This window comes from Lachnoclostridium sp., from assembly GCF_031997925.1.
Lineage (GTDB): Bacteria > Bacillota > Clostridia > Lachnospirales > Lachnospiraceae > Lachnoclostridium.
In genome coordinates this window covers 4,436-18,703 of the sequence record NZ_DAMADT010000012.1, presented here as the reverse complement: position 1 = coordinate 18,703, position 14,268 = coordinate 4,436, and the positions used below count along the sequence as shown (strand labels likewise).

Annotated in this window: 10 protein-coding genes; 7 read left to right on the top strand and 3 right to left on the bottom strand. The window is 34.8% G+C overall.

Annotated features, from left to right (window positions below; genetic code table 11):
- Together RTP52_RS09805 and RTP52_RS09800 are read right to left on the bottom strand one after the other, a co-directional pair.
- Nucleotides 1-1,307 (bottom strand): sensor histidine kinase (locus RTP52_RS09805; protein WP_312370913.1); only part of this gene is annotated, 1,307 nt, incomplete at its 3' end.
- Between the two features lie 50 nt (nt 1,308-1,357).
- Nucleotides 1,358-2,923, bottom strand: coding sequence for a response regulator transcription factor (locus tag RTP52_RS09800; RefSeq protein WP_312370911.1), 1,566 nt, complete (start codon nt 2,921-2,923; stop codon nt 1,358-1,360).
- 347 nt (nt 2,924-3,270) lie between these two features.
- Here RTP52_RS09800 and RTP52_RS09795 point away from each other — a divergent pair, with 347 nt between their 5' ends.
- From RTP52_RS09795 to RTP52_RS09770, 6 genes are all read left to right on the top strand, one after another.
- Entirely contained in the window at nt 3,271-4,824 is a 1,554-nt protein-coding gene (locus RTP52_RS09795) for a sugar ABC transporter ATP-binding protein (protein WP_312371000.1), read from the top strand.
- Nucleotides 4,824-5,825 (top strand): ABC transporter permease, encoded by a 1,002-nt coding sequence (locus RTP52_RS09790; protein WP_312105827.1) that lies wholly within the window; start codon nt 4,824-4,826, stop codon nt 5,823-5,825. Before RTP52_RS09795 ends, RTP52_RS09790 begins: the two co-directional genes overlap by 1 nt.
- A gap of 2 nt (nt 5,826-5,827) precedes the next feature.
- Nucleotides 5,828-6,844, top strand: a complete 1,017-nt coding sequence (locus tag RTP52_RS09785) for an ABC transporter permease (protein WP_312370909.1) — start codon at nt 5,828-5,830, stop codon at nt 6,842-6,844.
- 71 nt (nt 6,845-6,915) lie between these two features.
- A complete protein-coding gene (locus RTP52_RS09780; RefSeq protein ID WP_312105830.1) occupies nt 6,916-8,019 on the top strand; it encodes a rhamnose ABC transporter substrate-binding protein in 1,104 nt (367 codons plus the stop codon).
- A 336-nt stretch (nt 8,020-8,355) separates the two neighbouring features.
- The gene (locus RTP52_RS09775) at nt 8,356-8,985 is read left to right on the top strand and encodes an LPXTG cell wall anchor domain-containing protein (protein WP_312370907.1); all 630 of its coding nucleotides are present in this window, start codon (nt 8,356-8,358) and stop codon (nt 8,983-8,985) included.
- A 364-nt stretch (nt 8,986-9,349) separates the two neighbouring features.
- Nucleotides 9,350-11,452 (top strand): methyl-accepting chemotaxis protein, encoded by a 2,103-nt coding sequence (locus RTP52_RS09770; RefSeq protein WP_312370905.1) that lies wholly within the window; start codon nt 9,350-9,352, stop codon nt 11,450-11,452.
- Between the two features lie 179 nt (nt 11,453-11,631).
- Here the strand turns inward: RTP52_RS09770 and RTP52_RS09765 are convergent, their stop codons facing one another.
- Nucleotides 11,632-12,555 carry an AraC family transcriptional regulator gene (locus RTP52_RS09765; RefSeq protein ID WP_312106061.1) on the bottom strand — a complete coding sequence of 308 codons (924 nt, stop codon included), beginning with the start codon at nt 12,553-12,555 and terminating at the stop codon, nt 11,632-11,634.
- Nucleotides 12,556-12,831: 276 nt separating this feature from the next.
- Between RTP52_RS09765 and RTP52_RS09760 the strand changes: the two genes are divergently transcribed.
- On the top strand, nt 12,832-14,256 hold the full coding sequence (locus RTP52_RS09760) for a carbohydrate ABC transporter substrate-binding protein (protein WP_312370903.1): 1,425 nt from the start codon (nt 12,832-12,834) through the stop codon (nt 14,254-14,256).
- Nucleotides 14,257-14,268 lie beyond the last annotated feature (12 nt).

The window sequence follows — 14,268 nt, the reverse complement described above, 5'->3', positions numbered from 1 at the left end:
CTTTGAACAGCTAATGATATTTCAGAGGATTTACCAGCCTGTGCCATCCAGTTAATCATATCTAATGTGTTATATAAAAAATGCGGATTAATTTGAGATTGAAGTGCTTTGAATTCAGATAAACGCAGTTCTTTTGACGCCTGCTCCTGCGCAAGCATCAGTTGGTTCAAATGATCGGACATATAGTTATAGGTCTCAATCAGGTCACCAATCTCATCCGTACCACCTTTGGTATCTAGAGGGGAAGGAACCCCATACTTTGCACTTTGCATTTTGGTGATGACAGAGGAAATACGGTTAACAATTGATTTATTTAACTGAAGTGCGAGTGTCACACCAAATACAAGAATCACAAGGTAAAATAAGAGAAAGCGAAGCAAAAGCTGGTTACCTTCTTCCAGCATGTTTCTTGCTGGAATGGTGGTAACCATATACCAGTCGGTTCCAAGAATTGTTTTATAATTGCAATATACCTTGGAATTTGAGAAGTCTACCGGCATAAATTTAGTCGTTGTTTTAATCAATTCCGGAACTTTCTTGTATTTTAGTAGATAAGTTCCGGATAAGGTAGAACTTGTTGTAGAAACAAGGGTATCCCGTTCATTTATGATATAGATAACGCTATGAGTATAAGGGAGATCCTGTTTTAAGATGTCATCAATAACATCCTGTTTAAAATATACTACAACATGTATATAATCATCATTTACCTTCAGACTGTGTACAATTGCAAGGTCACCGTATTCTTTAATTTCATTCGGGGAGAGATACATACTCGGACAGACAAGAATAGACTGCTTGGTGTTTGATAAGATACCGTGCCAATAAGTACCCAAAGTTGCTTCTACGGAATCAAAAATACCCTCCTTATTGAAAGAGGAGATTACATTATAATGAATATCATCAATATAGATTTTGACAGCCGAGGCTTTGTTATTGTTCATAAGGAAATTTACGGTTTCAAAAAAATTATTTAGACTTACCTGAAAGGTAGAATTGTTCTTGTATTCTAACGGAGCATCACTATAAAGGAATTTGGTGAAAAATTCTTGGCTTTCGATACTAGAAGCAATGCCTTCAATCTGACTAATTGTGTTACTGAGGCTATTTTGTGTCTGATATGAAATACTCGCTAGGGATTTTAATGTATTATTCGTAGTGATACCGAGTAATTGTTGATAACATAAAATAGTAATAAAAATAGTTGGAACTAAAGCGAGAAGAAGATGTGAAATCATAAATTTCGTTTTCAGTTTCATTCGAAGGACATAATAATCATATAGCTTTGAACATATATTCTTTATCATAGATTTCCTTTCCTTCTGATTGTAATTATTTCAGTACATAAAATGACGTATTATAATCCCAGTTCCTTTTCACGATATTCTGAGGGAGTGATACCGACTATCTTTTTGAATAATTTACCGAAATAATTATTGTCGGCATATCCGACGCGTGAGGAAACCTCAATAATTTTATTACGTGGGTCGGATAGAAGCTGCTTTGCTTTCTCGATACGAAAATTGGTTATGTACTGATTCAGTGTTTCTCCGGTTTCCGTTTTAAAAACGGTACAAAGATAAGAAAATGACAAACGAACATGATCACTGATATCTTTTATGGATAGGGTATAATCTCCGTAATGCTTACTAATATAATCCCGAATTAAAAAGATGGTCGAGCTTTCCTTGGGTGTGGACTGAAGCTTCTCTTCAAATCTATTAATCTTTGCTAACAGCATCTGATGAAGTTCTTTCAGTATTTTACAGTTTGTGATATTATCGAGCATACTTTCTGAGTCGGAAACAGCATGTTCTGTCTGAAGTTTCAAATCATATTGAGCTGAATTAATTTGTAAAAAGGCCTTGTAATACAAATCTTTAACGACATTTGTCAAAAGAGTTCTGTTATTCTTTAAGGATTCGTATAAGGCTTCTACAAGTTCTCTCGCTCTAGTGAAATTCTTGTCACGGATAGCTACCGTAAAATCGTTAAGAAATTCATTCGGGTAGATGCTTGAAACCGCCTCAGGTGAATTTTTATAGATTAAAATGCTACCATAATCAAAGAAAAAGGAACTTTGTAGTAGGATGGCTGCTGAGTTATAAGAATCAAATACTTTTGATGGACCTACGACAGTTCTTCCTAGTGTTATAAAATATTCCAAATCATTCGGTATTACGGACTTCATGTATGCGCCGATTTTGGATAGGACAGATTCCTCCGGGCGTTCATTTCCGTAAATATGTATTACGATATGAGTATCGTTTTTGATAAAATGTATCTCATTTAAATGCCATTTTGCAATAAATTTATTAAAATTTTCAAAATAGGAGGAAAGGTTGCTACTATCAATGATAACATTAAAAGGTGAATTAATTCGAAGGATGCAGGTGGTAAACATGGTGGAATTATTGATTGATCCTCTCAGAACAGCTTCATCAATAAGGGTGTCATTTTTCATATCATAACCGTTATGTGTTAGCTTATGGGCAAACCTAGATACAGCCTCCCTTGTGAATAGGACATTGGAATCCTGTTGTGCCTGATGTTGTCTGACGGTTTGAATGGACTGTTTTAGTGCGTCCATGATTTCGAAAGGGTCAATAGGTTTTTCTACATAACGGATAGCTCGAAGCTTAATCGCTGCTTTTAAATACTCTTTATCCGAATATCCGCTCATAAATATAACGGAACAGTTTGGATAAAGTTTCAAGATTTTTTCTACTAATTCAATTCCGTCCATTCTTGGCATTCGTACGTCGGTTAATAAAACATTAGGAGGATGCTTTCTGGCAATCTGAATCGCATTTATTCCGTCATCAGCCTGATCAATCTGATCAAATGAGAGTGCCTGCCAGTTAATATTTGCTATTAAACCGTCTCTGGTAAGCTTTTCATCATCTACAATTAGAATTCTCATGATACCTCCATTATGCCATATAAGGCTTTATGAATACACTAGTTTTGCATCAATCTTTATGTTCTGGTTTCACTTTTTAAGCGTAGGTACCGTAAAAAATAAATTTATAATGTGGTGTGACAACACATTAAATTAATATCAATTATAACTAAATTTAAAATAGAATTCAATCCTATGAAATAACAGAAAATTACCCTCAATCAAACAATATTACGATATGATGTAAGAACTTCCGATGCTAAGATATTAATAAGAAGATAAAAAGAAGATTAATGTAACCTTACAGCGGCGGAGCTGTTATAAGGTTACAGGTAAGTAGCGAAGTGGATTCTAGTATCCACATTGGCATGAAGACAGCGAAAGGAGTAAGTAGATTGGCTGAGGAATATATTCTTGAGTTAAAAGGTATCACAAAGGTTTTCCCTGGTGTTCGGGCTTTGGATGATGTACATTTTCAATTAAAAAGAGGTGAAATACATGCACTAATGGGAGAAAATGGTGCAGGAAAATCAACCTTTATTAAGGTGATTACGGGTGTACATAAAGCGGAACAAGGAGAGATCTATTTAAATGGAATAAAGGTTGAATTTAAGGGACCAAAAGATGCCCAGGCAGCAGGTATTGCAGCAATCTATCAACATGTAACGGCATATCCTCATTTGACCGTAACTGAAAATATTTTCATGGGACATGAAAATATAAAGCATGGTATCATTCAGTGGAAGCAAATGAATCAGGATGCACAAAAACTATTGGAACAGTTGAATGCAGATTTTAAATCCACCGATGAGATGGGCTCTTTAAGTGTTGCACAGCAACAGATGGTTGAAATTGCAAAGGCACTATCGTCCAACGCAAAAATTATCATTATGGATGAGCCTACAGCATCACTTACGAAAAATGAGTCTGAGAATCTTTATAGAATTGCTGAAAGACTACGAGATGACGGCACTTCAATTATATTTATATCCCATCGATTTGAAGATATGTACCGCTTGGCATCAAAGGTAACCGTATTCAGAGATTCTAAATATATCGGAACCTATGATGTAGATAAGATTTCAAACCAGGATTTAATAACTGCAATGGTAGGACGTGAGATCAATGATATGTTCCCAAAACCAGAGATTAAGATAGGTAAGGAAGTATTAAGAGTAGAAAAACTTTGCAGAGAGGGCTATTTCAAGGATGTATCCTTTTCAGTGCATGCTGGCGAAATCTTAGGTTTGACAGGTCTTGTCGGTGCAAGAAGAACAGAAGTAATCCAGACTATCTATGGTGTGGAGAAACTTGACTCCGGAAAGATCTTTCTGGAGGGTGAACAAGTAGAGATTCGTAATGTTCAGGATGCAATTAAAAACGGTATCGGACTTCTGACGGAAGATAGATCAAATCTTGGATTGATACTTAGTTGGGGCATCGGAAGAAATGTAACGTTAACTGAAATTGAGAAATATGGAAGTAGGTTGTTTACAAATGAAAAAGCAGAACTTGCTATTTCAAAAAAACTTGCTGAGGAAGTTGATACAAAGGCAGCTTCCATCTTTGATAAAGTAAGTACATTGTCTGGTGGTAATCAGCAAAAGGTTGCAGTTGCAAAGATACTTGCTTCCGACTTAAAGGTTCTAATCATGGACGAGCCGACAAAGGGAATTGATGTTGGTGCAAAAGCCGAAATTTATGATATTATGGGGCAGTTGGCGAAGAAGGGCTATGCAATTATTATGATTTCTTCTGAAATGCCTGAGATCCTTGCGATGAGCGATAGAATCATAGTAATGTGTGAAGGAAAAATAACAGGTGAGTTATGTCGTGCAGAAGCATGTCAGGAATTGATACTTGAAAAAGCTATGGCAAAATCATCAAAAACAACTTCAGGGAAGGGGCAGGGTGATCAGTAATGAAGATTAAGACTATGTGGAAAAAAATCACCGGTTCGCGTGAGGTGAGTTTGGTGTTTGTATTATTAATCCTTTGTGTATTTATTCAAAGCAGAAATAGTACTTTTCTTACGCCTGAAACGATAGAATCTTTATTTAAAAACTATGCAGTTGATTTTGTAGTAGCAGCTGGTATGATGCTGATACTTTTAATCGGTGCAATTGATATTTCGGTTGGTTCAACTTTGGCATTTTCGGGTATGGCTGCATCTTTATTTTTAAGAGATCACCCTGGAACACCGGTGAGCGTGGTATTCCTGATTTCAACCGCGATTGGACTCCTATGTGGACTTTTAATCGGTATCATTATTGCATATGGTAAAGTTCATCCACTTATCTGTACACTGGGTTTCATGAGTATTTATCGTGGTCTTGCTTATTTGATTGCAAATAATGAATGGGTTGCTGCATCACAGTTTTCAAAAGCGTATAAAGCATTTGCACAAAGCAGATATTTGGGATTTGGAATTGTAAATAATCTTGTCGTAATTGTCATTGTAGTTTATGTTGTATTCTATTTTGTTATGAAATGGACCCCTACAGGAAGAAAAATATATGCAGTAGGAAGTAACGCAGAAGCAGCATTGGTCAGTGGTATTAAGATTAAAAAAGTAAAAGTTGCCTGTTATTCTGTCCTTGGCGCCTTATGTGGATTATCTGGAGCAATGTATACTTCGCTATATGCTTCTTCGCAGGGGAATATGGCGGAAGGATTGGAAATGGATGTTATTGCAGCTTGTGTAGTCGGTGGTGTAAGCCTTAGTGGGGGACGTGGAAGTGTGATAGGAGTATTCCTAGGTACCTTGATAATTTCTATTATTGGAAAGGGACTTCCGCTTATTGGTGTATCCCAATTCTGGCAAAAAGCAATTAAAGGTCTGATAATTCTTATTGCAGTAATTATCAACGTAATTGTTCAAAGGCAGATGAATAAAGCAGCATTAAAGAGGAGGGAGAATTAATCATGGCAGGTAAGTCTGGAAGAGTAATCAGCACGGATCAGAAATTCTCTTTGAATAAATTTCTCTTTCGGTGGGAGACGTTCTTAGTAATTGTTTTTATCGCAGTTAATATTATGAATATCACGATCTCGAATCGTTATTGGAGTGTGAACGGGTTGTTTAATGCAACCAATACATTCCTTTGTGTAGCATTCCTAACGTTACCGATGTGTTTTGTATTATTGATAGGAGAAATTGATATTTCGGTTGGTTCACAAGTGGCACTTGCAGCAGTTATATTAGGTGTCAGCTTTAATGCAGGATGTCCGATGTGGCTATCTATAATAATTGCAGTAACTGTTGGTGCAGCATGTGGTTTGCTTAATGGAATTATTTTAGTAACCTTTCATGAATTAAATCCGATGATTGTTACGCTCGGAACCCAAATCCTATATAGAGGTATTGCAGAAATGATCTTGAAGGATCAGGCAACCGGCGGTTTCACTTCGGTAAAATGGTTTAGTAAGCTATATTGGGGTAAAGTTGGTGGAGTAGTACCAATTATGTTTCTTGTATTTGTAGTTTGCGCAATCATTTTTGGAATAGTAATGCATAAATCAACATTTGGACGCAGAATGTTTGCTGTTGGAAGTAATCAACTGGCAGCAAGGTATTCTGGAATTAATATACCAAAGATGCGAATCATCATTTATACCTTAGCAGGTATTTTCAGTGGTATTTGTGCGATATTCGTTGCAGCACAAATGGGAAGTGCAAGACCGAATATCGGAACAGGTTATGAAATGGATGCCATTGGTATGTGTGTACTTGGCGGCGTTTTGACCGATGGTGGTAAAGGTAATTTTATTGGAGCAATGATTGCAGTATTCTTATTAGGTTTCTTGGAGTATGGTCTGGGCTTAGTAAATATTTCATCCAATATCATGATGGTAGTAAAGGGTGTACTTTTAATTTTTGCGGTAATGGTACCAAATTTAAATCTTGGAAAGATACTTAAAAGAGATTCAAAGGAAGTATAAGGAAAAACTATTTATGATACTCGCACTCTAGTGTTAGTATAAAATTTTAAAATTTGTGGAGGTAAGGAAAAATGAAGAAGATTTTTGGTTTAGTACTTTGCTTAACGATGATGGCAAGTTTACTTGTTGGATGTAGTAGCAAAGCTAACGACACAAGCAGTAACAAAGCAAAAACCCCTACAACTGCTGCAACAACTGGTGGGAATGGTTATGCAACAAATGCAACTTACGCGATCATCGTTAAAAGTGCAGGGAACCCTTATAACCAGAAGCAAATCGAAGGTTACAAACAGGTGATTGAAGAAAATGGAGGAAAATGCGTTATTCAGGAGCCAAAATCAGCTACTGCAGAAGATCAGATCACTTGTATAAACAACGCCATTGCGCAGGGTGTTGACTGCATCGCAATTGCAGCAAATGATACCGATGCTCTGGAGCCAGCTTTAATAGAAGCAAAAAATCAGGGTATTCACGTCCTATCCTTTGACTCTTCTACCAACGCAAACAGCCGTAAAGTATTTGTTAATCAGGCTGGTACCACCCAGATTGCTCAGGCATTAATGGATGCTATTCTTGACATTTCTGGAGGATCTGGTGATTGGGCAGTTCTTTCTGCAGCATCAACTGCAACAAACCAGAATGCTTGGATTGATGGTATGAAGACAGTGATGCAGGATTCTAAATATTCAAAACTTAACTTAATAGGTGTATATTACGGTGATGATGAATATCAGGCATCTTGTGATCAGACGGAAGCTATTTTAGCGGCTGATCCTGATATAAAAGTAATCTGTGCTCCAACCACTGTAGGTATTATGGCAGCAGCTAAAGTCCTTCAAGACAAAGGCTTAAGTGGTAAAGTTAAATTAACAGGACTTGGATTACCATCCGAGATGGCTGATTATATCGGTGATGACGATCAGCATTCTTGTCCTTATATGTTCTTATGGAACCCAATTCAGTTAGGCAACTTAGCAGCTTATACTTCTATTTCATTAGTAAATGGAACTATTACAGGTGCGGCAGATCAGAGCTTTACTGTTCCTGATATGACATTAGGTGATAATGGCTCTTACAAAATTACAGCTGCAGCAGATGGTGGAACAGAAATTATCTTAGGTGCACCTTTTAAATTTGAACCAAGCAATATTGCTGAATGGGCTAAGGTTTATTAGTTCATAGGTGATTAGAACAGTTTAGATAAATAATTGTATTAAATTACATGATACATAACTAGCAAATATTTTTATGAAACATATGGGATGGAAGGGGTTGCCAAGAAGCAACCCTTTTCTATTGTGAAAGGAAGTGATATTTGTGAAAAGAATGAAAGAAGTTAAAGCCTGCGAAAAAAGGTTCGGATTGATTCTAAAAGACCCCAAATAGATATTGACAGAATAAGGAAGAGATGATACTATTTAGTTAAACGTTAAACTATACAATTTATACAATACATCCGGGAAATATTTTCAGTTTTACGTCAAACTAAATAACACAAGGAGGTATTTACTATGAGAAAATTAAGAAAATCTATTGCAACAATTTTTGCAGCACTTGCTATTATGTCCTTGTTTTCTGTGAATGCATTTGCAGCTACGGACTTAATGAAGGATGGTAAAATGATAAGTGGTGGATTTGTGAATGCAGGGGAAGAAGCAGAAGGATGCGTAAAGGGGCCTGGTAACTGGACACAGCTTAACATGGGCGATTACGAGGTAAATGCAAAGTACTTACATATAGTGATGAAAGCGACAGGAGCCACAGATGCTGCACAAATCGTAATTTCAGACACCGCAACCTTTAATTTAAAAGATCTTGGTATCACTTTAACAGAAGAATACCAGGACGTAGTTCTTCCAGTAGATCAAAATGATCTTGCGATAATTTCTTGGGTTAACTTTACGGGACTTGACGGTGGAAGCAGCGTATATTATGTTAAAGATATGTTTTTATCCGATGACCAAGCTTCAAGTTTAGGAACCCCAGTGGCTGGAACACCTGCTGTTACTGAAGCAACAAGCAATACATCAGAGAATTTACCAAAGACTGGAGAAAATATGATGCCAGTTGTTATACTTCTTGGTGTCGTAGCATGTGCTGGTATAGTATTTGTAGTTACAAAGAAAAGCGAGAGAGCATAAATTTTATAATTTGTAAGTGCTTATGATAAATTATTTAAGAATTATAATGTCGTTAATAGCCAACCTTTTAATATAACAAAAGGCTGGCTATTTTTTTTGAGACACGATCTTTTTTACGATTACTATTTTTATACTAACTAAGTTAAATGTCACTATAGACTTTCATACTCCAAAAGATCTGCAAGTGACTTTTTATATTCGCCTAACTCGGATTCATTGATTTTCGAAGAAATTGTTACATTTTAGAGAGGCCAATTCATTAAATAATGAGAAAGTATCAGTTTTGTTTGTTGTTGAAGAAATGTACTGTTGGTACAATGCTAACATAGACTTGAATAGATATCGATTAAGTTAGGAGGATACAATGAAAAAAGCATATGAAATAGCCAAAGACAAGAAGAAATTAAAAAAAGACAAAAATAATAAAATAGACTTTCTTGATGTAATTGGGTTAAAGATACAGCTTGCTATAGGATTTATTATCCCGATTGCCTTTATAATTTTAGTAGGACTAATTTCATATAAAAAAGCAGAAGATGGCATTGTAAAAAAGTTTGAGGAAACAACGACTAGTTCTATTAATATGGCAAGAGACTACTTAGATTTTGGCTTTGATTTGGTAAAATCTGAAATATTACAGTTAGCTCTTGATGACGAAATTGCTGCTTATTCTTCAGGTATGTATCATGATAATCCAATTAATTATAATTCTATCTATAAAAAAAAGAAGAAAAATTTATTAGCTATTTCTTCGACGAACCAATTTGTTGAATCCATAATGATTATTCCGAAAGCTTTAAGTGAAGTCATTACTTCAAAGGGGGTAGTGGAAGCCGGTTTTTTTGAGAAATGGATTGCATCTGAGGAAGGACAGAAAATAAATAAAGATTCGAATACAGTTAAGTCCATAGGTAATCATAAAACTTTGGATGATATGACTAATACAAAATCTGATAATTATGCACTTTCCTTCATTAGTATTCTACCAAATGATTCCGCATTTGTTGTAATAGATATTAGCAAAGAGGCTGTTATGCAAAGACTATTACGACTTAATATAGGGGAAAAAGGTATGGCGGGATTCATAACAAATGATGGGAAAGAAATAAATATCAACGCTGAAGATACCAATAGTTCTAAAATTTCTGAATATAGCTTTATCCAACAATGTGTAAATGATAAAGAGGAGTCAGGGTCACATTATGTTACATATCAAAATGAAAAGCATCTTTTCATATATAGTAAAAGTTTAAAATCAGAAGGATTGATTTATGCGCTGATACCAATGGAATCAGTGATTAAAGATACATTATCGATTAAAATGGTGACGTTATTTTTAGTTGTTCTAGCTTGTATATTAGCTATATTTGTAGCTACGATGATTTTGCTAAATATAAATAAAAATATCAAGAACATGACGGTTGTATTAGCTAAGGCTTCGAAAGGGGATTTGACCGTAACAATCAATAATAAAACGAAAAATGAGTTTGGTATATTAAATAGTAGAATTAATGAAATGATTATTAATATGCGAAATCTAGTAATGAAAGTAGAACATAGTGTAGAACAGGTCTCAATTTCATCAAACCGTGTTTCAAATGTTTCACAGGATATTGACAATAGCACTAATAATATAGTATATGCAATTGAAGAAATTGATAGAGGGGTTTCACAACAAGCCGAAGATGCACAACAATGCTTGGTACAAATGGACAGCCTTTCTTATAAAATGGAACATATTAATATGCAAGTAAACGAAGCGGAAGGTAGTACAACTACGGTTATGAATGTTTTGACAGAAGTAATACAAGTTATGCATGAGTTAACGAAACAATCTATTTCTACAACGAAGATTACTGGTAAAGTAAAAGATGATATTACAGAATTAAAGGATAAGTCAGAGGTAATAGAAAAGTTTGTTGATATAATTAAAAATATCGAGCAACAAACAAACTTATTATCCTTAAATGCTTCGATTGAGGCTGCAAGAGCAGGAACCTATGGAGGTGGTTTTGCTGTAATTGCAGAAGAAATTAGGAAGTTAGCGGATGCATCACAGGAAGCAGCAAATGAGATTCAGAAGGTTGTAATTTCAATTAAGCTTCAAACAATTGAAACGGTTGATGCAGCAAACAGTGCAGAAGTTATCGTTGAAAAGCAAGCGAACATAGTTAGTCAGACGATTAAAATGATTAATCAAATGAATGAATGCATTGAAAAACTAATAGGAAATATGAATCAAATAGGATGTTACGTACAAGATGCTGATATTGATAGAATTAATGCTTTAGATTCAATTCAAAACATCTCTGCAGTTTCGCAAGAAACAGCAACATCTTCAAATGTTGTTACGGATTCGACCGGAGGACAAATGGAAATTGTAAAAACTTTGAAAGGAGCTGCTAATGATCTTAATAGTAAAATGAATGAATTAGATAAAGAACTACAAGTTTTTAAAATTCTTTAAAAATGAATCAAAAGGCTATTGTTATTAATATGCGGATGTCCATCTTGGTAAAACAAAAGACATTGGTTATGTATTGGGAGAGCATGATTATTTTATAAATGATTTTGAAAATATGCATACTTAATCGATGGTGTTTACTTTCATTGTTTCATAACGAATGAGGAACCAAGTGGATCTTGTCAACTGGGATTCGGATGTTCTTTAAGTTGTGTGATTTTTCGGTATTCTAAGGGAGCTACTTTTGCATTTCTTTTAAAAGCCTGAGAGAAATAGCTAGCGGAAGAAAAGCCCATAATACGTGAAATAGAGGAAAGCGAATGGTTTGTGCTAGTAAGCATATATTTGCTTTCCTCAATTCTTTTTAATAGAAGATAATTAATTGGAGAAATACCATATGTTTTAGTAAAATTATGTACAAGGTAAAATTTGTTAAGATGAGAAAGGCTTGCCAATTCGTCAAGCGTGACATTGTTTTTAAAATTATTATCAATATATTTTTTTACTAGTGCACACTCTTTACTAGCATTATTACTTGCAAAAATTGAGATATCTAAATTTTTGTTTCGAAGGATAAGAATTAATATAGTACTTAATAAGTTTTGACAGATTACTTCTCGAAATAATCGATCTTTTTTCATCTCTATAGCTAACGCATTCAGATAAAAACGCATATCAGTTTTAATAGCATAACTATTTATAACAATATAATCCTCTTCCAGCGAATTAAATGCGAGGCCATCGATTCCTAGAATAATATATTCTAGAGGGGTATCTCCGACAGATGTTTCAGTATGCTCAACTTTTGGATTTATAATAACCATATTATCAGGATCAACTTGAAATTTTTTAGAGCCTACGATAAATTCACCTCTACCACTTGTAATATAGAATAATTCTGAAAAATAGTGGGTATGCAGTAAGCTATTCCAATCACTCTCATATTTAGAAACAGAAACATAAAGAAGGTCGCCACTAATTGAAGAAGTCGATTCAGTAATGCTTTCATTACTATTTGTATTGAATACATAAGAGAGTTTACTGTCAGTTTTAAAATTGGCACTTTTATTGCTAGTATTTTTCAAATAGTACATGTTATTACTCATAGTGACATCCTTCCTTTCAATTTAGATAAATTGTTTTACAATAAATTACTTCAACATAAAAATATTATACACTAGAAAACATATTTGTGCAAAGCATATAATAAAATAAAAAATTGATAATGAAGATGTACGATATGATGAAAAAAACATTAATAACTTTTTAAATATAACAGCAATATATATAAAGAATTAAGCAAAAATAGTGTTGCATTATTCGGGTAAAAAGATATACTCAAAGTACAAGTTTGATAAACTTAAATTAAAGGAGAATGTAAAATGAAAAGAGTAATTGGCATTTTTTTAACCCTTATCTTAGTAATGAGTACATTAGTAGGCTGTGGACAAAAAAATACACCGGCAGATACATCAGGAACTAAGACAGAAACTAAAACAGAAACTAAAACAGACACTAAGACAGACACTAAGACAGACACTAAGACAGAAACAAAAACAGACACGAAGACAGAAACTAAAGAATCTACAACGATAAGAGTAGCAGCTCTTGAGGGGGCTTATGGAAAAGAACTTTGGGAAGATGCCTGTAAAGCATTTGAAGAAGAAACGGGTATTAAAGTAGAACTTATTATTGACAAAAACATTGAAGATGTAATCGGTGCTAGCATGAAAGCAGGAGATTATCCTGATGTTGTATCTTTAGCAACAGGACGACCAGCAGCCCTTACTGAAACCATGATAAAAGAAAATGCTATGGAAGACCTTTCAAGTGTGTTAAGTATGACGGTTCCAGGTGAAAATGTAAAAGTTGGTGATAAAATTGCAGGTGGATTTACCGAAACTTCTTTAACAAATCCATATAGCGACGGTAAAACATATATGATGCCTATGTTCTATAATCCTTGTGGATTATTCTATAATGAGGGATTATTTGCTGAGAAGGGTTGGACAGTACCAAAGACATTTGATGAAATGTGGAAATTGGGAGATAAAGCAAAAGAAGAAGGTATTGCGCTATTTACATACCCAACTGCAGGATATTTTGATGCATTCTTTTATGCATTATTATATGAAGTAGGCGGAGCAGATTTTTTTGAAAAGGTAACTCATTATGAAGAAGGAGTTTGGGATTCTCCAGAGGCACAACAAGTATTTGATATTATGGATAAAATGGCTTCTTATATTGAAAAATCAGTTCCATCTAATGCAAATAATGATAACTATTTAAAGAACCAGCAATTAATTCTTGATAACAAAGCACTATTCATGCCAAATGGAACATGGGTAACTGGAGAAATGAAAGACGCACCTAGAGCGGATGGATTTAAATGGGGATTTACAGCACTACCAGCCGTAAAAGAGGGCGGAGAGTCTTACTCTTTCACATGGTTTGAGCAAATCTGGGTTCCAAGTGAAGCTGTGAACAAAGATGCAGCAAAACAATTTATAGCTTACCTCTACTCGGATAAAGCAGCAGAACTCTTTGCTAAACATAATGCGATCCAACCAATCATTGGTTTAACTGATAAGCTTGAAGGCGAACAGAAACTTTTCTATGGTATCTATGACAATGGTTCCAAGGCAGCCTTAGGAGGATTTGCAGCAACAGAACCAGTAGAAGGTATTAACTTTAATGATACTGTGTTTGGTACTATTAACTCTTTAGTAACTGGTGATAAGACAAAAGCAGAGTGGATTGACGCTGTTAAAAAAGATAGTGATTTACTTCGTCCTGCTTTAAAATAATAATTAAAAGTG

Excerpts from the sequence above, each read along its gene's own strand:
- RTP52_RS09795 (WP_312371000.1), top strand. The coding sequence starts at position 3,271 with ATGAAGACAGCGAAAGGAGTAAGTAGATTGGCTGAGGAATATATTCTT.
- RTP52_RS09760 (WP_312370903.1), top strand. The coding sequence starts at position 12,832 with ATGAAAAGAGTAATTGGCATTTTTTTAACCCTTATCTTAGTAATGAGT.
- RTP52_RS09790 (WP_312105827.1), top strand. The coding sequence starts at position 4,824 with ATGAAGATTAAGACTATGTGGAAAAAAATCACCGGTTCGCGTGAGGTG.
- RTP52_RS09800 (WP_312370911.1), bottom strand. The coding sequence starts at position 2,923 with ATGAGAATTCTAATTGTAGATGATGAAAAGCTTACCAGAGACGGTTTA.
- RTP52_RS09770 (WP_312370905.1), top strand. The coding sequence starts at position 9,350 with ATGAAAAAAGCATATGAAATAGCCAAAGACAAGAAGAAATTAAAAAAA.
- RTP52_RS09785 (WP_312370909.1), top strand. The coding sequence starts at position 5,828 with ATGGCAGGTAAGTCTGGAAGAGTAATCAGCACGGATCAGAAATTCTCT.
- RTP52_RS09775 (WP_312370907.1), top strand. The coding sequence starts at position 8,356 with ATGAGAAAATTAAGAAAATCTATTGCAACAATTTTTGCAGCACTTGCT.
- RTP52_RS09780 (WP_312105830.1), top strand. The coding sequence starts at position 6,916 with ATGAAGAAGATTTTTGGTTTAGTACTTTGCTTAACGATGATGGCAAGT.
- RTP52_RS09765 (WP_312106061.1), bottom strand. The coding sequence starts at position 12,555 with ATGAGTAATAACATGTACTATTTGAAAAATACTAGCAATAAAAGTGCC.